Origin of the sequence: Moraxella bovoculi (assembly GCF_000988745.2) — a bacterium.
Lineage (GTDB): Bacteria > Pseudomonadota > Gammaproteobacteria > Pseudomonadales > Moraxellaceae > Moraxella > Moraxella bovoculi.
On sequence record NZ_CP011381.2, the window covers coordinates 1,424,584 to 1,443,319 of the forward strand.

At 45.7% G+C, this 18,736-nt stretch carries 19 protein-coding genes and 3 tRNA genes; 10 read left to right on the forward strand and 12 right to left on the reverse strand.

The window, feature by feature from the left end; genetic code table 11:
* Window positions 1-90 precede the first annotated feature (90 nt).
* The 4 genes from prmA (at window position 91) to AAX10_RS06500 (ending at window position 3,918) form a co-directional block, all read left to right on the forward strand.
* Window positions 91-1,014, forward strand: a complete 924-nt coding sequence (gene prmA / locus AAX10_RS06485; protein ID WP_046700177.1) for a 50S ribosomal protein L11 methyltransferase — start codon at window positions 91-93, stop codon at window positions 1,012-1,014.
* Between the two features lie 366 nt (window positions 1,015-1,380).
* Window positions 1,381-1,626 (forward strand): helix-turn-helix domain-containing protein, encoded by a 246-nt coding sequence (locus AAX10_RS10555; RefSeq protein ID WP_046698426.1) that lies wholly within the window; start codon window positions 1,381-1,383, stop codon window positions 1,624-1,626.
* 209 nt (window positions 1,627-1,835) lie between these two features.
* Window positions 1,836-3,434: a bifunctional phosphoribosylaminoimidazolecarboxamide formyltransferase/IMP cyclohydrolase gene (gene purH / locus AAX10_RS06495; RefSeq protein ID WP_046700656.1), complete on the forward strand. Its 1,599-nt coding sequence runs from the start codon at window positions 1,836-1,838 to the stop codon at window positions 3,432-3,434.
* A 178-nt stretch (window positions 3,435-3,612) separates the two neighbouring features.
* Complete coding sequence (locus AAX10_RS06500) at window positions 3,613-3,918, forward strand: hypothetical protein (RefSeq protein WP_046700178.1); 306 nt, start codon at window positions 3,613-3,615, stop codon at window positions 3,916-3,918.
* A 52-nt stretch (window positions 3,919-3,970) separates the two neighbouring features.
* Here the strand turns inward: AAX10_RS06500 and sppA are convergent, their stop codons facing one another.
* The 10 genes from sppA to AAX10_RS06545 all read right to left on the reverse strand — a co-directional run bounded on the left by sppA (window position 3,971) and on the right by AAX10_RS06545 (window position 14,398).
* Window positions 3,971-5,008 carry a signal peptide peptidase SppA gene (sppA, locus tag AAX10_RS06505; RefSeq protein WP_046700179.1) on the reverse strand — a complete coding sequence of 346 codons (1,038 nt, stop codon included), beginning with the start codon at window positions 5,006-5,008 and terminating at the stop codon, window positions 3,971-3,973.
* Window positions 5,009-5,079: 71 nt separating this feature from the next.
* Window positions 5,080-7,500 (reverse strand): ComEC/Rec2 family competence protein, encoded by a 2,421-nt coding sequence (locus tag AAX10_RS06510; protein WP_080947086.1) that lies wholly within the window; start codon window positions 7,498-7,500, stop codon window positions 5,080-5,082.
* A 15-nt stretch (window positions 7,501-7,515) separates the two neighbouring features.
* Entirely contained in the window at window positions 7,516-8,247 is a 732-nt protein-coding gene (gene ispD, locus AAX10_RS06515; RefSeq protein WP_046700181.1) for a 2-C-methyl-D-erythritol 4-phosphate cytidylyltransferase, read from the reverse strand.
* Window positions 8,248-8,316: 69 nt separating this feature from the next.
* On the reverse strand, window positions 8,317-8,754 hold the full coding sequence (locus AAX10_RS06520; RefSeq protein WP_226997751.1) for an FtsB family cell division protein: 438 nt from the start codon (window positions 8,752-8,754) through the stop codon (window positions 8,317-8,319).
* Between the two features lie 11 nt (window positions 8,755-8,765).
* Window positions 8,766-10,082 carry a phosphopyruvate hydratase gene (gene eno, locus AAX10_RS06525; RefSeq protein ID WP_046700182.1) on the reverse strand — a complete coding sequence of 439 codons (1,317 nt, stop codon included), beginning with the start codon at window positions 10,080-10,082 and terminating at the stop codon, window positions 8,766-8,768.
* Window positions 10,083-10,117: 35 nt separating this feature from the next.
* Window positions 10,118-10,981, reverse strand: coding sequence for a 3-deoxy-8-phosphooctulonate synthase (kdsA, locus tag AAX10_RS06530; protein WP_036366050.1), 864 nt, complete (start codon window positions 10,979-10,981; stop codon window positions 10,118-10,120).
* Window positions 10,982-11,075: 94 nt separating this feature from the next.
* A complete protein-coding gene (locus AAX10_RS06535) occupies window positions 11,076-12,704 on the reverse strand; it encodes a CTP synthase (RefSeq protein WP_036366046.1) in 1,629 nt (542 codons plus the stop codon).
* Between the two features lie 101 nt (window positions 12,705-12,805).
* Entirely contained in the window at window positions 12,806-13,354 is a 549-nt protein-coding gene (locus tag AAX10_RS06540; RefSeq protein WP_226997842.1) for an Lnb N-terminal periplasmic domain-containing protein, read from the reverse strand.
* Window positions 13,355-13,360: 6 nt separating this feature from the next.
* The gene (locus AAX10_RS10505; protein WP_257791624.1) at window positions 13,361-13,489 is read right to left on the reverse strand and encodes a hypothetical protein; all 129 of its coding nucleotides are present in this window, start codon (window positions 13,487-13,489) and stop codon (window positions 13,361-13,363) included.
* Between the two features lie 327 nt (window positions 13,490-13,816).
* Window positions 13,817-14,398: a DNA-3-methyladenine glycosylase I gene (locus AAX10_RS06545; protein ID WP_046700183.1), complete on the reverse strand. Its 582-nt coding sequence runs from the start codon at window positions 14,396-14,398 to the stop codon at window positions 13,817-13,819.
* Window positions 14,399-14,595: 197 nt separating this feature from the next.
* On the opposite strand from AAX10_RS06545, the gene AAX10_RS06550 reads away from it, so the two are divergent.
* The 6 genes from AAX10_RS06550 (at window position 14,596) to AAX10_RS06575 (ending at window position 17,752) form a co-directional block, all read left to right on the forward strand.
* Window positions 14,596-14,913 (forward strand): rhodanese-like domain-containing protein, encoded by a 318-nt coding sequence (locus AAX10_RS06550; RefSeq protein WP_046700184.1) that lies wholly within the window; start codon window positions 14,596-14,598, stop codon window positions 14,911-14,913.
* Window positions 14,914-15,085: 172 nt separating this feature from the next.
* Window positions 15,086-15,162: transfer RNA gene (locus tag AAX10_RS06555), tRNA-Pro, on the forward strand.
* Between the two features lie 78 nt (window positions 15,163-15,240).
* Window positions 15,241-15,317: transfer RNA gene (locus AAX10_RS06560), tRNA-Arg, on the forward strand.
* 25 nt (window positions 15,318-15,342) lie between these two features.
* Window positions 15,343-15,418: transfer RNA gene (locus AAX10_RS06565), tRNA-His, on the forward strand.
* A gap of 146 nt (window positions 15,419-15,564) precedes the next feature.
* The gene (locus AAX10_RS06570; RefSeq protein WP_046700185.1) at window positions 15,565-16,371 is read left to right on the forward strand and encodes a thiazole synthase; all 807 of its coding nucleotides are present in this window, start codon (window positions 15,565-15,567) and stop codon (window positions 16,369-16,371) included.
* A 16-nt stretch (window positions 16,372-16,387) separates the two neighbouring features.
* The gene (locus AAX10_RS06575; protein WP_046700186.1) at window positions 16,388-17,752 is read left to right on the forward strand and encodes a WS/DGAT/MGAT family O-acyltransferase; all 1,365 of its coding nucleotides are present in this window, start codon (window positions 16,388-16,390) and stop codon (window positions 17,750-17,752) included.
* A gap of 66 nt (window positions 17,753-17,818) precedes the next feature.
* Here AAX10_RS06575 and AAX10_RS06580 read toward each other — a convergent pair whose 3' ends face one another.
* Both AAX10_RS06580 and AAX10_RS06585 read right to left on the reverse strand, forming a co-directional pair.
* Window positions 17,819-18,418, reverse strand: a complete 600-nt coding sequence (locus AAX10_RS06580) for an IS3 family transposase (RefSeq protein WP_080702168.1) — start codon at window positions 18,416-18,418, stop codon at window positions 17,819-17,821.
* The gene (locus AAX10_RS06585) at window positions 18,363-18,728 is read right to left on the reverse strand and encodes an IS3 family transposase (protein WP_158580338.1); all 366 of its coding nucleotides are present in this window, start codon (window positions 18,726-18,728) and stop codon (window positions 18,363-18,365) included. Before AAX10_RS06585 ends, AAX10_RS06580 begins: the two co-directional genes overlap by 56 nt.
* Window positions 18,729-18,736 lie beyond the last annotated feature (8 nt).

An 18,736-nucleotide genomic window follows, 5' to 3' on the forward strand; every position in this document is an offset into this window, starting at 1 on the left:
GATGCAGCTGTTCAATACTCAAAATTTTTTAAATGATTGACAAAATTTGTTATAATGCGTTTATTCTAATTGATAACATAAGGCTATTTTATGTCGTGGCAGCACATACATCTACAATGCCCAAAAAATAAAGTTGAATTCGCTGAGGCTTTATTCTATGAAAGCGAAGCGGTTTCCATACTTCTAGAAGACGCGGGCGATGAGCCATTATTTGAGCCATTGCCTGGCGAGGAGCCGCTATGGGACGAGGTTATCTTGACTGCCATCTACGACACCAATTCAGACGATCGATTCGATGGCACAAATTTTGAGGCGCTTGCCAATGACATCGCCGCACAAGTGAGCGCAAGCCGATTTTGGACGACGCGCCTTGATGACAAAGACTGGTCCCGCGAATGGATGGCGCATTATAAGCCTGTCAAATGCGAAGGCAATCTATGGATCATCCCTGAGTGGCTAGACGCGCCTGATCCTACCGCGACGAATCTGATTTTAGATCCAGGTCTTGCCTTTGGTACGGGCTATCACGCCACGACTCGCCTATGTCTAGACTGGCTGTCAGCGCAAAACCTAAAAGACAAAGTCGTCATTGACTATGGCTGTGGTTCAGGCGTGCTGGGCGTGGCAGCATTACTACTGGGCGCAAAAGAAGTATTGGCAGTGGATATCGACCCGCAGGCCATTCTCGCGACACGCCAAAACGCCGCCCTAAACAACGTATCCGACCTCCTAAAAGTCTTCTTGCCCGAAGAGTTTAGCGAATATCAACGCGCGCATGACCTCACAGCTGATACCATCACAGCCAACATCCTAGCCAAGCCACTCATCGAATTTGCGCCGCTATTTAGCACCCTATTAAAAGACGGTGGCTCGATCGTACTAGCAGGATTGATTGAGAACCAAACCCAAAGCGTCATCGATGCCTATGCGCCTTATTTTGAATTAGGTGCCGCTTATCACTATGATAACAAAGACGATCACCACTGGCATCGCCTGTCAGGCATCAAGAAATAATCGCCTTTTGACCATTTGATACATATCGGCTTTTGATCTTATTGATTAAAAGCCGATTTTTTATGAATTATTTGTATCGTTTTGCAAATATTCACTTTTGTTCAAAATTCATCCAACACAGTGATAAGTCATTGTCTTTCATAAGATTTATTTATTTCATCAAATTAAGTTGTATATTTTTTAATCATTACACAATTACATTTTTATTATACTGCATAACATAAAACCGTTACCAATTTCAGCAAGCTTTTGTTAATATTTGCGCAACATTTAAATACTTAGATCTGTTTTTTAATTGCACTTTGCGATTTGTGGTCGAAAATTCATTTATTCAGTTTAGATTTGATTTTATATTTCAAGATTCCCATGATTGACCAAAACATTAGTCCCATCCCACTATCGACGCACGTTGGGCAAGCGGTCGAGCAGTATCTAGCCACCGCTGAAAAGGACGCCAATGACATCTATCAAGTATTCTTGGCCGAGCTTGAACGTCCGCTATTGATCGTGACGCTCAAGCACACTCGCGGTAACCAATCAAAAACCACCAAGCTACTTGGTCTAAACCGTGGCACCCTGAGCAGCAAATTAAAAGCACACGGACTGCTGTAATTAGCCAATCTGCACAATTTCGCCTGCAATAATGGTAAAATTCCACACAAAACTCCCCTCTGCCCCTTTATAAAAAACGCCAAAACTGCTATCATAGCAACGGCTTTTGACAAGAGCGTTTTATGTCATTATGGAGTCGCTCTTTTGTACATTTGGCTTATATTTTATTTATTGTTCATACAGTCGCAGTCATGCGCATTGGGGGTATTATGAGTGTTAAGCGTTTTGCCTTATTGTCAGTTTCGGACAAGGCGGGTATTGTTGAATTTGCCAAAGGCTTGGTAGATTCAGGTTTTGGAATTTTATCAACTGGTGGTACATTTAAGCTATTAACAGAATCTGGCGTGGCAGCGACCGAAGTCTCGGCGCACACAGGCTTTAGCGAGATGATGGACGGCCGCGTCAAAACCCTACACCCAAAAATCCACGGTGGCATCCTAGGCCGTCGCGGCATCGATGATGACATCATGAACGAACACGGCATCGATCGCATTGACATCGTCGCGGTGAACCTATATCCATTCGCAGCCACCGTGGCTAAGTCTGACGTAAAAATGTCTGACGCGATCGAGAACATCGACATCGGCGGCCCTGCCATGGTGCGCTCTGCCGCTAAGAACCATGCACACGTTGGCATCATCACCAACCCAGCAGACTATGCACGCGTACTGAACGAAATCCAAACCGCAGGCGACATCAGCTATGCCACGCGTTTTGATCTGGCGGTAAAGGCCTTTGAGCATACCGCGCATTATGATGGCATGATCGCTTCATTCTTTGGCGCACGTCTAAACGATGCCGCTACAGCACCAAGCGAAGACTCCACCCGAATGACTGATTTTGCTCGCACCTTTAACGTACAGCTTGCCAAATCACAAGACCTGCGTTATGGCGAAAACCCACACCAAAAAGCCGCATTCTATGTGGAGCATGGCGCACAAGAAGCCTCGGTTGCGACCGCTTACCAATTACAAGGCAAAGAGCTGTCTTATAACAACATCGCTGACACCGATGCTGCTTTAGAATGTGTAAAATCATTCACCAAACCTGCCTGTGTGATCGTTAAACACGCCAACCCTTGCGGTGTGTCAGTTTCACTAGATGGCATCTTGGATGCATACAACCTGGCTTATGCCACCGACCCAGAATCAGCATTTGGCGGCATCATTGCCTTTAACCGCCGGCTTGATGTTGAGACAGCACGTGCCATTGTTGAGCGTCAATTCGTTGAAGTCATCATCGCACCAAGCATCGAAGATGGTGTGCTAGAAGTAACGGGCACGAAGAAGAACGTTCGCGTACTGGTCTGCGGCGATCTACCTAACCCAGAAGAGCGCGCCACGCAGCTAGACTATAAACGCGTTAATGGTGGTCTGTTGGTTCAAGACCAAGACCTAGGCATGATCACTAAGGACGATCTTCGCGTCGTGACTGAGCGCGCACCGACCGAAGCTGAGCTTGACGATCTGATCTTTGCTTGGAAAGTTGCCAAATACGTTAAATCTAACGCCATCGTATATGCCAAGAATCGCCAAACCATCGGTATCGGCGCAGGTCAGATGAGCCGTGTGAACTCTGCACGTATCGCTGCCATTAAGGCAGAACACGCAGGTCTGGTGGTTGAAGGTGCTGTCATGGCATCAGATGCCTTCTTCCCATTCCGCGATGGCATTGACAATGCCGCCGCCGCTGGTATCAAATGCATCATCCAACCTGGTGGCTCTATGCGTGACGAGGAGACCATCGCCGCTGCCAACGAACACGGCATCGCCATGGTGTTCACAGGCATGCGCCACTTCCGTCACTAATAACAAGACCTAAAATACGCACCACATCGGTGCGTATTTTTTTATGAAAATTCATAAAAATCAAAGTTATACACTTAACACAATCATAAGAATCACTTAAAGTTTTCTACAACTTTTGTTTTATTTTCCTACCACTTGTGTGTTACAATACTCTTTAAATTTTGGCAAGGTAGCAACCATGATTTCCCCAAAAATCAAAAACAAATTTTCCAATCATCCTGAAGTCATCATGCGCCCCATCCATCTGCGCTTATCTGAAGAGATTATCTCGCATCTTGAAGATACCGCTGGAGCGCATGGCTTTAATAGAATTCAAGGACTGATTCGCCTTTATATTCGTCAAGGTCTAGACCGAGATAACTGCAACTACAACCTATCTGATGACGTGCTATTCATCGAAAAGCTTCGCAAAAAAGGCGTCAGCCAAAAAATCATCGAAGAAGCCTTGGCAGATGTTAACAAAAGCTGCGATTTAGATAATTAATCCCAATAAAAAACACACCTAAGACCTAGGTGTGTTTTTTATTTGTTTGACATTATTTTAGGCTTGGTTTCACCTCGTCACTCATGGCAATCTTAACGCCCTGCCCCAGACCTTTGCCCATCTGTACGCCAAAGCGATCAAAGAACTGCTTCACAGGATCAACATAGCTATAATTGACCTGTTCTAGCTTAAGCTCTTTTTCCAATTGCGACATGCCGCCAATCTTATCAGCCAATCCCAGCTCAACAGACTCTTTTCCTGTCCAAAACAGCCCTGTAAAGATTTGATTTTGCTCGGCATTTTTTAGTTTGTCGCCGCGACCTTGCTTGACTGCATCGATGAAGTTTTGATGAGTGGTGTCAAGCAGCTTTTGGACATGCGCACGCTCAGCTTCATTCATCGGGCGCGACATGGACAGAATGTCCTTATACTCGCCTGCGGTCATGGTATGGTCTTGCACACCCATCTTGTCAAGTAGCTGCTCGATGTTGTAGCTTGACATGATGACACCAATTGAGCCTACCAAGCTTGACGGATTCACCCAAATCTCATCCGCTGCCGATGCGATGTAATACGCACCTGATGCGCCTGTGTCACCAATCACCGCATACAGTTTTTTATCGGGATACTCTTGTTTTAGATCCATCGCCATCTGCCACACCTCATCAGACTGCACGGGCGAACCACCTGGCGAGTTGATGGCAAGTGCAACCGCCTTGGCATGCGTGTTCTCGAATGCCTCTGTCAATGCGCTATTAATGTGGTGTGCGCTCGTCTCGCCATCAGCCGTAATCGCACCGCGCACATCCACCACGGCCAAATGTGGCTCATTGATGCCCAGTGGGGCACCTTTGGTTTGGGTCGGTGCACAGCCTCGACCCAGCATAAGCACAAAGAACACCACATAGGCGAACGTTAGTAATTTAAAGAAAATACTCCAACGACGTGCGCGACGCTGTTCATCAATACTCGCCATCATCGTTTTTTCGATGAGTCGCCATTCAGGCGAGTTTGGCTGTGGGGCATTTGATGTGGTGAGCTCTTGTTGAGTTGGAGTTTGATTTTTATGAGGATTTGGTGGCCACGCCATGTGATCTCCTATGTATTACTTCAAATAGACCTATTGTAACCGAAAAAAACCAAATATGATAGCCGAACCCACTATCGTGCCCGCCATAACGCCGCTTCAAAATCACCCATCACATCAGCATCATCCTTGGCAAACGCATGCGACAACCATAAAGACGCACCAGCCTCAGACCTTGGCATAATATCCATATCCGCACATAGAAGTCGCCATAGATGCCATACATCTTCATGGGTTGCCGCATTGACGATAATTTGCTTGATGTCGCTAGGCAGCAGCTCATCACTCTCAGCTTCCATTGGCTGATCGATATTAAATCCAAGCTCACCACTGATCTCAATTGCGCAATCCCAAACAGTCACATCATTAATCTGCTGCCAACCTGTCAGCATGCGAATGCTCACGCCGTCATACTGATGGATTTGGCCGGCTTGACATGGCTCATCAATGACATTGGCAAGCTTTAGAACGCCCTGTCCTGCGCGCCAATAACGCTCTATGGGTAGACGCGCATGAATCGCAGCGGTCAGCTTGGTGAGTGCCTGACCAGAATTCTGCGCAACAACACCAGTTAGATTTCTTACGCCCAGACGCTTTAATTCATCAATGAGTACATCAATTTGACCATCAGGCAATGACTTAACACCAAAGTCCGCCAGCAATAGCCACGAATGAGATTGGTGTTGAATGAGTACAACTTGCAAGGCTTGATTATCAGTTTTGATAACTTTAGCGGTGGGCTTGGCATCCTTAGGTGTATAAAAATGACCGTTCATCAACAGCATTAGTAACACTGATAAAGGTATGATGGCTGCACTCTTAGGCAGCGCCTTCGACAGCATGGGCAATATCGCTAAGACAGCAAGCACCAAGCCTAACATCCCAAATGGCACATACAGCCAAGAATCACCCACCAAACCAAATTCAAGCGCGGTATGAAGCTTTAATAATATCCAAGAACTAAGCGACCACAACCCGTCCGCAAGGCTTGGTGAAATTGCATAAATCACACCCGCCAGCAGATTTATCGGCAGGATGATTGAGCCAAACAGACCAATGGCAAATAAATTTACCAACACACCCCACAGCGACACCTTGCCAAAAAACAATATCGAAACAGGCAGCATCCCGATAAATAACCACAACTGCAAAGCAGTGGCACTCTTAGTCTTTTGCCAAATTCTTGTTGCAGTGGTCGCTTCTTGAATAGGCGTACTTTCATATCTCATGAGTAGTAACACCGCCACAAAAGACAGCCAAAATCCCGCCTGCCATAACACATAAGGATCAAGCCACGTCATGATCAGCGCAACAATAAACAACAAGGACAAATTTGACACTGGCAGAACAAAGTACCTAGCCAAAGCCACCGCCCCAAGCATATATACAGTTCGCACTGCAGGCACATCAAAGCCTGTAAAGATGGCATAAATCAAACTCGCTGCTACCATGATAATAAGGCGAACCTGCTTGCGAGAAACAGCGCCATATACTTTAGGAAATTTATCTAACAACCAAGAAGTCAGCCCCGCCAATATCAGCGCCAAAAATAACACATGCATGCCCGATATCGCCAATAAATGCGATATGCCCGCCAGTTGATACAGGTCCTTGGTTTGCCTACTGATGAGCGATCTGTCTCCCGTTAGCAGGCTTAAAGTTACCGCCCTTGCTTGTTGATTAAAAATGTCGTAATCATGCCAATCTTCATAAAAATGGGTGCGCAATCGCTGCCTTAATCCTTGCAGCCTTGTACTGATGCGATAATCATCAGCCGATTCGATCTGATCCACAGACAGCACGCGTGCAGTGGCATGAATGTCCCGAGTTCGTAGCCATACATTGCTGTCAAAGCCGCTTGCGCTCTTTTGTGTACTTATTGGCTCAATGAGCAAGGTAAGTTTCGCGGCGGTATTTGGAATAAGGTTATTTAATTGCGCCAAGGCTGGGTTATTTTGATCACGTCTTGGCGAAGCACTAAGAAGCACGTTCATGCTGTTAGGCAATTCAATGGCATCAGATGCGACTGACTCAGATATCTCGCCAAATGGATTGGCGGATATTGTCGCATTGGTAGCTTGTGGACGGTTGGTAGGTTTAATGTCTGTAATGGTTACCTTTTGCCGATAAGCAGACTCTGATACGGGATCGTAGATACTGTCACTAATCTCGCTAACGTCTGTGATGGCGGTGACGGTATGGCTTTGACTGATGGTATGCTGCTCGAACTGCACATACGCCATCATCGAGCGCAGTACAAACAACAACCCGATCACCAGACCACATGCACAGATAATCAAAGTTTTTGAAATGCATCTACATCGCTGTACCCACACAGTCACAAGCACAATGAACACCAGATCAAAAGACAACCATCCAAAAGACGATGGTGCAGACAACCAAGCTTCAAGAGTATCACCAAGCCTGATGCTTGGCATCAAAGCCAGCACGCCAAGCACTAACCCTATGACGATAACACTCATTAAACTTGGCATGGGCTGATCAATATCCTAAAGCTCATTTTTGATGAAATTCTGCAATATCAATTCCATCAAAGGCAAATCCTCAGCATAGGTAAGCTTCATGTTAAGCCTAGATCCTTGGACGATTTGCACTCCAAGCCCCAACATCTCAAAGCCACTCGCCTCATCTGTGATCATCAGATTGTCTTTGGCGATCTGTGATAGTACCCACTCAAGCTTATTTAAGCGGAAAGCTTGAGGTGTCTGGGCTTGCCACAGACCCGATCTATCGACTGTCTTGATAATACCCTGCTCATTTGTAGCTAGCTTTAGTGTGTCCACCACAGGTGTTGCTAAGATTACACCATCATGCGATGTACTTTCAAGAGTGTCCAACAACCGTACCAAATCCACCTTGGGCAGACAAGGGCGCGCCGCATCATGAATCACAACCCAATCATCATCCAGGCCGCCATGTTCTCGTATTGCTTGCACACCTGAATGCACCGACTGCCAACGTTCAGCACCACCTACCGCATGACGGATTGGGCGACTAAATTTAAAATCCAGCTCCGATGCATACTCATCACCACCTGCCAGTACCAGCGTCAGATCATCAATACCATCTACATTGAGTCTTTCGATGCTTTCTTCTAAGACAGTTCTGTCCGCCAAGCTTAGATATTGCTTAGGCACTGCCGCCCCAAAACGTGAACCCTTACCAGCTGCCACGATCAGGGCGTGAATCTTAGGATGGTAATGCGATTGATGATTTGACATTGGTGGTACTTATTATCAAGAAATTAAAAAGTTAAAAAATAAGATTGGCTTTCACCAATCTTATGTCTGTTATCGTGATGGCTCGCCACTTTCTTTGATCAACCCCTCGATAGGTTCAACAGCATCTGCCTCATTGCTCGTTGCCATTTGCCGACTATAAGTAATCGGCGCATTTGACATCTGATAGAAAGTCTCGCCCGGCTTAATTAAACCCAAATCAAGTCGCGCGTGCTCTTCGATTGCAGATGATTGCGTCTTTAGATCACGAACATCAGCACGCAGCAGATTATTGGTATAAGCCTGCTCGGTGTTAAAATCATTCTGCTTGGCGATCTGAGCATTAAGATTATTCAGATTGGCACGACCATTCTCACCATGCCAATACTGCTGCTGCAAAAGCACAAGTACGATGGCAGCAAAAGCGATCAAGCACACATAACCCATCACGCCAAGCCCTTTTGGTGGCGTGATGATTTGTGTTGATTTTTTGGTTACAGGACTTACCACGCTCGCCCCGATCAACCGCGCAGACCGATGAACTCTTCGCGACCGCGGAATGCTGCCGTTACTTGTTGTTCGATGCGTAGTAGTTGGTTGTATTTTGCCACGCGGTCAGAACGGCATAGCGAACCTGTCTTGATCTGACCAGCCGCTGTACCTACTGCTAGGTCAGCAATGGTAGAATCTTCAGTTTCACCTGAGCGATGGCTAATTACAGTCGCATAGCCGTTTTCTTTAGCCAGATAGATCGCATCTAGTGTCTCGGTCAGTGTACCGATCTGGTTGAATTTGATCAAGATGGCATTAGCAATTTTCTTATCAATGCCTTCACGCAGAATTTTTGGATTGGTGACAAACAGATCATCACCCACCAGCTGAACTTTATCACCTAACTGCTTGGTTAAATACGCCCAGCCATCCCAGTCGCTCTCATCCAGACCATCCTCAATTGAGATGATTGGGTATTGACGCACCAAAGACGCCAAATAGTCAGCAAAACCTTCGCTGGTGAATGCTTTATTGCCCTCACCCTCTAGGATGTACTGTCCATTCTTATAAAATTCTGATGATGCACAGTCAAGCGCCAAATAGATGTCCTGACCTGCCTTATAGCCTGCTTGTTCAATGGCTTGCATGATGACAGTGATCGCTTCTTCGTTTGACCGTAGGTTCGGTGCAAAACCGCCCTCATCGCCAACAGCAGTGTTAAGACCTTGTGATTTTAGGACAGATTTTAGACTGTGGAAAATTTCTGTACCTGCACGCAAGCTCTCTGAGAAGCTGTTAAAACCAACAGGCTCGATCATGAATTCTTGGATATCAACCGTATTATCTGCGTGCGCGCCACCATTTAGGATGTTCATCATTGGCACAGGCATGGTAAGAGAAGTCTGACCACGTAGGTTTGCGATGTACTGATGCAGTGGTAGGTTTTTGGCGGTTGCTGCGGCACGCGCTGCAGCCAAAGACACCGCCAAAGTAGCGTTCGCACCCAGATTACCTTTGTTCTCAGTACCATCTAGATCGATCAGGATTTTATCCAACTCGTTTTGGTTGGTAACGTCTTTGTCTAGTAATGCAGTGCGAATTTGGCTGTTTACGTTTGAAACCGCTTTTTTAACACCTTTGCCTAGGTAGCGAGATTTGTCGCCATCGCGCAGTTCTAACGCTTCACGAGAACCTGTTGAAGCGCCAGATGGCGCGGCAGCACGGCCGCACACACCATTTGCCAAGATCACATCGGCTTCGATGGTTGGGTTGCCACGTGAGTCTAGAATTTCACGGGCGATGATGTCTTTGATTTCAACAGCATTGTCAGTAGTTTCAGCGTACATAAAAGCATCCTTTTTTGATGAATAAATCTACAAAATTAATGAGTGTCCAATACAGCAAAGCCCTTAACCAGATCATCAATCTGCTTTAACTGCGTCAAGAATGGCTCAAGCTGTGACAGTCTTAGCGCGCATGGCCCATCACATTTGGCATGATCAGGGTCTGGATGCGATTCTAAGAACAGACCGGCAAGTCCCGTGGCCATACCCGCTCGGGCAAGCGTGGTAATCTGATGACGACGACCGCCCGCACTGTCAGCGCGTGCACCCGGCTCTTGCAAGGCATGAGTCACATCGAAGAACACAGGCACGTTCATGGCTTTCATCGTATCAAAGCCAAGCATGTCCACAACCAGATTATTATAGCCGAACGATGTGCCGCGCTCACACAGGATGACCTTATCATTACCAGCTTCTAGGCATTTATTGATGATGTGGCGCATCTCGTGCGGTGCTAAGAACTGTGCTTTTTTGACATTAATGACTGCACCTGTTTTTGCCATGGCGTTAACAAGATCGGTTTGACGGCTCAAAAAAGCAGGCAGCTGAATGATGTCAGCCACTTTCGCCACTGGCGCTGCCTGATAAGGCTCATGCACGTCTGTGATGATGGGCACGCCGTATTTTTCTTTGATGTCATTAAGCCAAGTTAGACCAGTTTCAAGGCTTGGGCCGCGGAATGAAAGTAAGCTTGAGCGGTTCGCCTTGTCAAAGCTGGCCTTAAACACATAGCCGATGTTCAGGCGCGTGCAGGTGTCGATGTAGCTTTCGGCGATCTCAAAAGCAAGTTCACGGCTCTCAAGTACATTCATGCCGCCAAACAGCACAAATGGCTTGTCATTACCAATCTCAATGCCCGCCACATTAATATGCGACAATGGCGCGGTTAATGATTGCGTCATAACATTATCCTTTATGAGTCTCTTTGGATATAATCCATCCAAATCAAACTTTATGAATAAAAAGCACACCAAGCGTCTTGATGTGCTTCATGAATTAGCCTTTCACATCAATCGCTGCTTTAATAAAGCTATTAAACAGCGGATGTCCGCCACGCGGCGAACTGGTAAATTCTGGGTGATATTGCACCGCCACGAACCAAGGATGATCACTGATTTCAACTGACTCAACCAGATGCTGCTTGGCAGAGTAGCCAGAGATCTTCATGCCTGCATTCTCTAGCGGTTCGATGTAGCGGTTGTTCATCTCATAGCGATGGCGGTGGCGTTCGGTGATGGTGGTCGCCCCATAGATCTTAGCAAGCTTCGTACCCGCAACAAGCCGGGCTTCTTGTGCACCCAGACGCATCGTGCCACCAAGGTCACTATCATCAGAACGAATCTGCAATTCACCCTTCTCATCGAACCACTCTGTAATAAGTCCAATGATTGGGTCGGCAGCCTTACGGTCAAACTCGGTAGAGTTCGCCTGTAGACCTAACACATTGCGCGCAAATTCAATCACGGCAAGCTGCATGCCTAGACAGATGCCTAGGTAAGGCTTCTTGTTCTCACGAGCGTATTGAATCGCCATCATCTTACCAAGAGTACCACGCTCGCCAAACCCACCAGGAACTAACACTGCGTCGCATGATTTTAGCTCGTCCATCAGATGAGCTTGGGTTTCTAATTTCTCAGCATCGATGTAGTGAATTTTTACTTTTGTTTTATTATGGATACCGGCGTGTAGCAAGGCTTCATTGACAGACTTATAAGCATCAGGCAGCTCTACATATTTACCGACCATCGCCACGACGATCTCGCCTTCTGCGGTGAATAGACCCTCAATGACCCTGTCCCAATCAGACAGATCCGCCTCCGGCACAGCAAAGCCAAAGCGTTCACAAACTAAGTCATCAAGATCTTGTTCGTAGAAGTTACGCGGAATCTCATAGATGCTGCGCGCATCTTTACATACGATGACAGCACGCTCTGGAACGTTGGTGAACAGTGCAATCTTACGTTTAGTATCGGCATCGACATCGTGCTCAGTACGACAAACCAAAATATCAGGCTGAATACCGATAGACAATAGTTCTTTGACAGAGTGTTGGGTCGGCTTTGTTTTAAGTTCGCTGGCAGATTTGATGTATGGCAGTAGCGTCAAATGCATGAGCATCGAATTGTCATGCCCAAGCTCAACTTGAAGCTGGCGAATCGCCTCCATGAATGGCAAGCTCTCAATATCACCAACCGTACCACCAATCTCAACGATGGCAATGTCAAAGCCCTCGCCCGATGCGCGAACACGGCTTTTGATTTCATCGGTGATGTGAGGGATAACTTGAACTGTACCGCCCAGATAGTCGCCGCGACGCTCTTTGGCAAGTACCGTCTGATAGACGCGACCTGAGGTGAAGTTGTTGACCTTGGTCATCTTAGAATGACGCAAGAAACGCTCATAATAACCCAAGTCAAGGTCTGTCTCCGCACCGTCTTCGGTCACAAAAACCTCACCGTGCTGGAACGGACTCATCGTGCCTGGGTCAACGTTAATATATGGATCCATCTTGGTCATGGTAACTTTTAGACCACGGGCTTCCAAGACAGCAGCAAGAGAAGCGGCAGTGATACCTTTACCCAATGAGGATACCACACCGCCAGTTACAAAGATAAATTTAGTCATAATAATTCATCATTTACTGGTAAAACCGAATTTTACTAAAATTTACATAAAAAATATAGGGGGCGAACGAAATTTTTTCTTTTTGAAGAAATGCAAAACCATCATCTTGGCAGATTTTCTCGTATCTTTTTGGAGAATTGCTTGATTGTGATGGCATTACCATCGTCATACATGGCAACTTTTGAGTTAATGTGGGCGATTTTTTTCCATTGATCAGGATCGTACTTAGGTCTGATTACACCCAATTCAATCAGATAACTTGGCAACCTGCCAGACACCAGCACCCGATAATCAAAAGGCAGTATCTTAGCATCTGCATCAATCATGAGAACCAACTGATAAATCACGGTCGTGCAGTTACTTGTGATGGTTTGGCACCATTTAGGCTGTTGGTTAAGCTCATGGCCTTTTTGCAGATAGGTCATGAGCAGCGCTCTCATTTTTTGTTTATCATAGGTTAAAGGATACAGATACACCGATTCGTGGCGCATGTTAGATCGGGTAAAGATGATGCCTTTTTCGTCGGCGGCAATCACAGAAAGCTCAAACTGCCGAAAAAACCCACCGATATTAGAAAATGACTCGTCAACTTCTTTACGAATCTCCACCGAGAATGCAAGTCGCTGCCCATCAGCAAAGCCAAAAGTCACCAAAGTTTACGCAATATTCTCATTACCCCAGATCGACAGCACCAAATCCATCGTCTCAAGCTGATTTAAATCATAGGTTCGAGTCTGCCAATCTACATCGTAATCCGTCTCGCTTCGCCAATGAAAGTTGCGCACACTACGCACGGTGATGAGATTAGGATTGGCAGGATCTTGGGTATAATCAACACTGTGCTGAACTTCAGGGTTTCATTTCCGCTCATGGCTCGGCTTCATCCCAATCCACACAAAGACCGACAACACCGAACACACCACTGCAGCAGCCAATTAACTGGGTGCAGATAATGAGGTAAATTTCGTTAAGTCGATCGTGAATACCGAACAGCCCAAAAGCCCAATCAGCGCGTATGCCCATACCTCAAACGGCAAATGAACCCAAAGCGCCAAGCATGCCAGTCCTGTAACCACCACCATCAATAAAAGCCCAAACCATCGTCCAAACTCTCATCTTTGCTTCCTTTTGTATGTGCAGTCTATCACATGATCATCGACCATGCCGCATGCCTGCATGTAAGCATAACAAATGGTTGGGCCGACGAATTTAAAGCCGTCTTTTTTTAGCCGCTTAGATAGTGCTTGACTTGCCTGCGTTTGTGTTGGTATGTCATTGATGTCTTTAGGGTGATTTATCAGTGGGGTTTGAGATTGATGATTTGCCACAATGCCCCAGACATAATCATTAAATGATTGATTTTGTTTGATTTTAAGATAAGCTTTGGCATTGCTGATGATCGCTTCGATCTTTAGCCGATGACGGATGATGCCCTCATTATCCATCAATTCATCAACTTTTCGGCTGTCGTATTGGGCAATCTTTACAGCGTCAAAACCATCAAAAGCTTCATAATGAGCCTTGCGCTTTTTTAAGATCGTAATCCAGCTAAGTCCTGCTTGCATCCCCTCTAAGCATAGCATGGCGAACAGCTTGTCATCGTCATGACAAGGCACGCCCCATTCATGATCATGATAAGCCTGATAGATTGGATCATCACCGCACCAAGCACAGCGTTTTATTATTAGATTCATATACTGATTTATCTGAAAAAGTCACATTATACGATTTTTTTGTGAATGAACCTAAGACTTTTGATAACCAAATCTGCAAATATGTAATTCATCGTCTTAATCAAGCCAGAGACACAGGTTGCCAATCATTCTTTATTTGCAAAATAGACGATAAAGCCTTAAGATAAAGAAACTTACGTTATATTTTACGATGATTCATGATTACCCAAATTGATATCAAAGACTTCACACCCTCTGCAAACAAGACCATCTATGATGTGCGCGATGAAGCCAATTATAAGGCAGGTCACATCGAATACGCCCAGAACCAACCGATCGAGACTCTAGATCAAGCGCTACTAGACAGCACGACAGGTGATGTCTATGTGCTATGCGGTGGTGGCACCAAAGCCGAACGCGCCTGCACACTACTCAACGAAATCGACCCGACGCGCAACATCATTCATATCACCGGTGGCACACGAGGTGCGCAAGCTCTCGGCATGCCAATCATCAGCGAATCAGACAAATCTTAATATAGAATCAATGTGTTAATCTTGATGATATAAAAGTTATTAAAATTCAAATAGTTATGAATTTTTTATAATTTTTTTAAAAATTTTTATTGACACATTTACGACTTGACTGTATTATACGCACCACAACGACGGCAGACACTGATGAATAATCAGTCAAACCTAAGTAATTCGGAGTGTAGCGCAGCTTGGTAGCGCATCTGGTTTGGGACCAGAGGGTCGGGGGTTCGAATCCCTCCACTCCGACCATATTTAAAGCCTTAACGGCTTTTTTTGTTAGTAGTATTTGATTTTTCTACGGAAAATTGCTAACATTAAGGCACTCGAGCGCCTGTAGCTCAGTTGGATAGAGCATCTGCCTTCTAAGCAGGTGGTCGCAGGTTCGAATCCTGCCAGGCGCGCCATTTGCCTGTTTTATTTTTAGTTATGGTGGGTATAGCTCAGTTGGTAGAGCCCCGGATTGTGATTCCGGTTGTCGTGGGTTCAAGTCCCATTACTCACCCCATATTTTAAGGCCCGCTTTTATAGCGGGTTTTTTTGTATTTATATTTTCCACACACCCAAGAGTCAAAATTTTACTAAAATTTTGTGAAAAATTTTGTTATACTAAGTTCCAATTTTTATCATACTTTAAAATAAAAGAGCAACAACATGAACGCATCAGACAACCCCTTAATTAATGACACCTTCACCATTGGTTCTCGCACTTTCTCATCACGCCTACTGGTCGGCACAGGCAAGTATAAAGACCTAACCGAGACAGGCGATGCCATCAAAGCCAGCGGCAGCGAGATAGTAACCGTCGCCATTCGTCGCACGAACATCGGTCAGAATAAAGGCGAACCCAATTTGCTAGACGTCATCTCACCAAAAGACTACACCATCTTGCCTAATACAGCAGGCTGCTTTGATGCCGATAGTGCGATTCGCACCTGCCAGCTGGCACGCGAACTGCTAGATGGTCATAATCTGGTTAAACTAGAAGTTCTGGGCGATGAAAAAACACTATACCCCAACGTCACCGAGACCCTAAAAGCGGCTCGAGTGCTGATCGATGACGGCTTTGAAGTGATGGTATATACCTCTGATGATCCCATCATCGCCAAAGAATTGGAAAACATGGGCTGTGTTGCCGTGATGCCATTAGGCAGCTTGATCGGCTCAGGATTAGGTCTATTAAACCGCCACACGCTAAGCCTAATCATCGAGAACGCCAATGTGCCTATCTTGGTAGATGCTGGCGTTGGCACTGCGTCTGATGCTGCCATCGCGATGGAGCTGGGCTGTGATGGCGTACTAATGAATTCTGCCATCGCTCATGCACAAAACCCTGTATTAATGGCACACGCCATGAAGAACGCCATCAACGCAGGTCGCCAAGCTTTCTTGGCAGGACGTATGCCTGCACGCAAAATGGCGGTTGCAAGCTCGCCCCAGACTGGCTACTTTTTCCAGTAACCTGACGGAGTGATGAGTGCGCACCTTAACTGCGGTTGATCATTTATTCTTATTGCTAGAGACACGCAAACAGCCCATGCACGTCGCTGGGCTTTGCATGTTTGAGCTGCCGCCTTCTGCCGACGATGATTTTGTTACGCAGCTGGTCGATCAGATCAAAAGTGGCAAAACCACCCCAAGCTTTCCTTTTAATCAAGTATTAAAGAACGTCGGGTTTTGGGATAAAGATGATCACTTTGACATCAATCATCATTTCCGCCATATAGCCCTACCGCGCGCCGGCGGTGATGCTGAGCTAATGGCTTATATCTCGCGTGAGCATGGGCGCATGATGGATCGCACCAAGCCACTGTGGGAATTTCACCTCATCGAAGGCATTGCGCCCATTCAAGATGGCGCACCAAAACGATTCGCCATTTATCTAAAAATTCATCACGCTATGGTCGATGGCATCGCCGCGATGCGATTGCTTGAGCGCTCATTATCCACTTTACCTGATGACAGATTTATGCTGCCGCTTTGGTCATTATCCACTAAATATCGCAGTCAGATTGATGCCACCTTACCAATACATAAGCCTGCTTGGACAATCATCAAAGAACAACTTGGCACAATAAAACCAGTCGCCCAAGAGATCCTGCGCGGCTTTAAGCATCGCCACCGCAATAATTTTATCAGCACTTTTGATGCACCAAAATCCCTACTAAATCAGCGCATCTCCAGCGCACGAACGCTTGCGATGCGATCCTTTGACAAAACAAGATTTGCCAACGTCGCACAAAAATTTGACGTCACCACAAACGACGTCATCCTAGCAGTCTGTGCCGGCGCACTTCGAGAGTATCTATTAAGCCAAAACGCTCTGCCTGATAAGCCGCTCATCGCTTTCGTACCAATCAGCCTTCGCCAAGATAACAGCAGTCTGGGCAATCAGCTGTCATTCCTACTAACCAATCTTGGCACACATGAATCAAATCCCATAGCGCGCCTAAAAACCATCAAAATGAGCATCAGTGATGGCAAAAAACGCTTCTCTCGCATGACGCAGGCGCAAGTGATCAATTACAGTGCCCTAACTTATGGATGGGCAGGCATCAATCTGGCGACGCGTGCTTACCCTGCCAAACAAGCCTTTAATTTAATCATCTCTAACGTCCCTGGGGACAATATGCCTTTGTATCTAAATGGTGCAAAACTGGCAGGCATCTTCCCCGCCTCGGTGCTGTTCGATGGGCAGGCATTAAACATCACCCTTGCCAACTATCAAGATAAGCTAGACTTTGGCATTACGGCATGCAGCAGTGCACTGCCAAACATCGACAGGCTTCCCGACCTGATCGAAAAACACATCGCTGAATATGAAAATACAACCGCCGAATAATAAAAAACCATCCGAATTTGAAACGACCCCCAAATCTTAAACACAAGATTAAAGGTTAGGTTTAAGTCAAGTGGTTTGACTAAGGACTAAGTTTCTGTACTTCACAGGACTTAGTCCTTTTAGTTTGGTCTTTATTCTATCATAATTGTAGTAGTGCATGTACTCATCAATCGTTTGTTTAAGTTCATCAACTGAGCTAAACTTTGTGTCTTCATAAAAGATTTCTTCTTTAAGTATCCCTTCGAGCCTTTCAATAGGAGCATTATCAAGGCAGTTGCCTTTTCTTGACATACTTTGGGTAATGCCACTGTCCTTTAAAGTTTGTTGATAATGAAACATCTGATAATGCCAACCTCTGTCTGAATGAATGATGGGTTTATCGTGTTTATTTGCTTGACTTAACTTATTTAAAGCATCATCAAGCATTTCTTTAACTAAGTCATAAGTAGGATGCTCTTTGATGGTATAACTGACAATTTCCCCATTAAATAAGTCTATGATGGGTGATAAATAGAGTTTTTGGTAAGTTTTGCCATTACCACCATTTGATGTACTCTCTACCTTAAACTCTGTAATGTCCGTTGCCCACTTTTGATTGGGTCTTGTGGCTTTAAAGTCTCTTTGTAGGACATTGTCTTTTATCTTGTCTTGGTGTTCCCCCTTGATAAGATGCGTAAGCTTTGTGTCTGTGTTGTCTGATTTTAGCCTTTAAGCCCATTGCTTGCATTAAGCGTTGCACTCTTTTGTGGTTGATGAGTATGTCTTGACCACCAAGTTGGTTGTTAAGCTCTAATGTAATCCTACGATAACCGTATCTGCCTTTGTGGGTGTGGTAGATGTGTTTGATTTGCTCTTTTAGGTCAAGGTCTTTGTCAGGTTCTTTGGCTTTGTTAAGGTGGTAATAAAACACACTTCTTGGCAATTTGGCAATGTCAAGTAAGGTGTTTAGGGCGTGCTTATGCCTTAATTCTTGCACGATGATTG

What these genes read in the sequence shown, in the direction of transcription:
- prmA (WP_046700177.1), top strand. Translation starts at nt 91, where the DNA reads ATGTCGTGGCAGCACATACATCTACAATGCCCAAAAAATAAAGTTGAA.
- AAX10_RS10555 (WP_046698426.1), top strand. Translation starts at nt 1,381, where the DNA reads ATGATTGACCAAAACATTAGTCCCATCCCACTATCGACGCACGTTGGG.
- purH (WP_046700656.1), top strand. Translation starts at nt 1,836, where the DNA reads ATGAGTGTTAAGCGTTTTGCCTTATTGTCAGTTTCGGACAAGGCGGGT.
- AAX10_RS06500 (WP_046700178.1), top strand. Translation starts at nt 3,613, where the DNA reads ATGATTTCCCCAAAAATCAAAAACAAATTTTCCAATCATCCTGAAGTC.
- sppA (WP_046700179.1), bottom strand. Translation starts at nt 5,008, where the DNA reads ATGGCGTGGCCACCAAATCCTCATAAAAATCAAACTCCAACTCAACAA.
- AAX10_RS06510 (WP_080947086.1), bottom strand. Translation starts at nt 7,500, where the DNA reads ATGCCAAGTTTAATGAGTGTTATCGTCATAGGGTTAGTGCTTGGCGTG.
- ispD (WP_046700181.1), bottom strand. Translation starts at nt 8,247, where the DNA reads ATGTCAAATCATCAATCGCATTACCATCCTAAGATTCACGCCCTGATC.
- eno (WP_046700182.1), bottom strand. Translation starts at nt 10,082, where the DNA reads ATGTACGCTGAAACTACTGACAATGCTGTTGAAATCAAAGACATCATC.
- kdsA (WP_036366050.1), bottom strand. Translation starts at nt 10,981, where the DNA reads ATGACGCAATCATTAACCGCGCCATTGTCGCATATTAATGTGGCGGGC.
- AAX10_RS06535 (WP_036366046.1), bottom strand. Translation starts at nt 12,704, where the DNA reads ATGACTAAATTTATCTTTGTAACTGGCGGTGTGGTATCCTCATTGGGT.
- AAX10_RS06545 (WP_046700183.1), bottom strand. Translation starts at nt 14,398, where the DNA reads ATGAATCTAATAATAAAACGCTGTGCTTGGTGCGGTGATGATCCAATC.
- AAX10_RS06550 (WP_046700184.1), top strand. Translation starts at nt 14,596, where the DNA reads ATGATTACCCAAATTGATATCAAAGACTTCACACCCTCTGCAAACAAG.
- AAX10_RS06570 (WP_046700185.1), top strand. Translation starts at nt 15,565, where the DNA reads ATGAACGCATCAGACAACCCCTTAATTAATGACACCTTCACCATTGGT.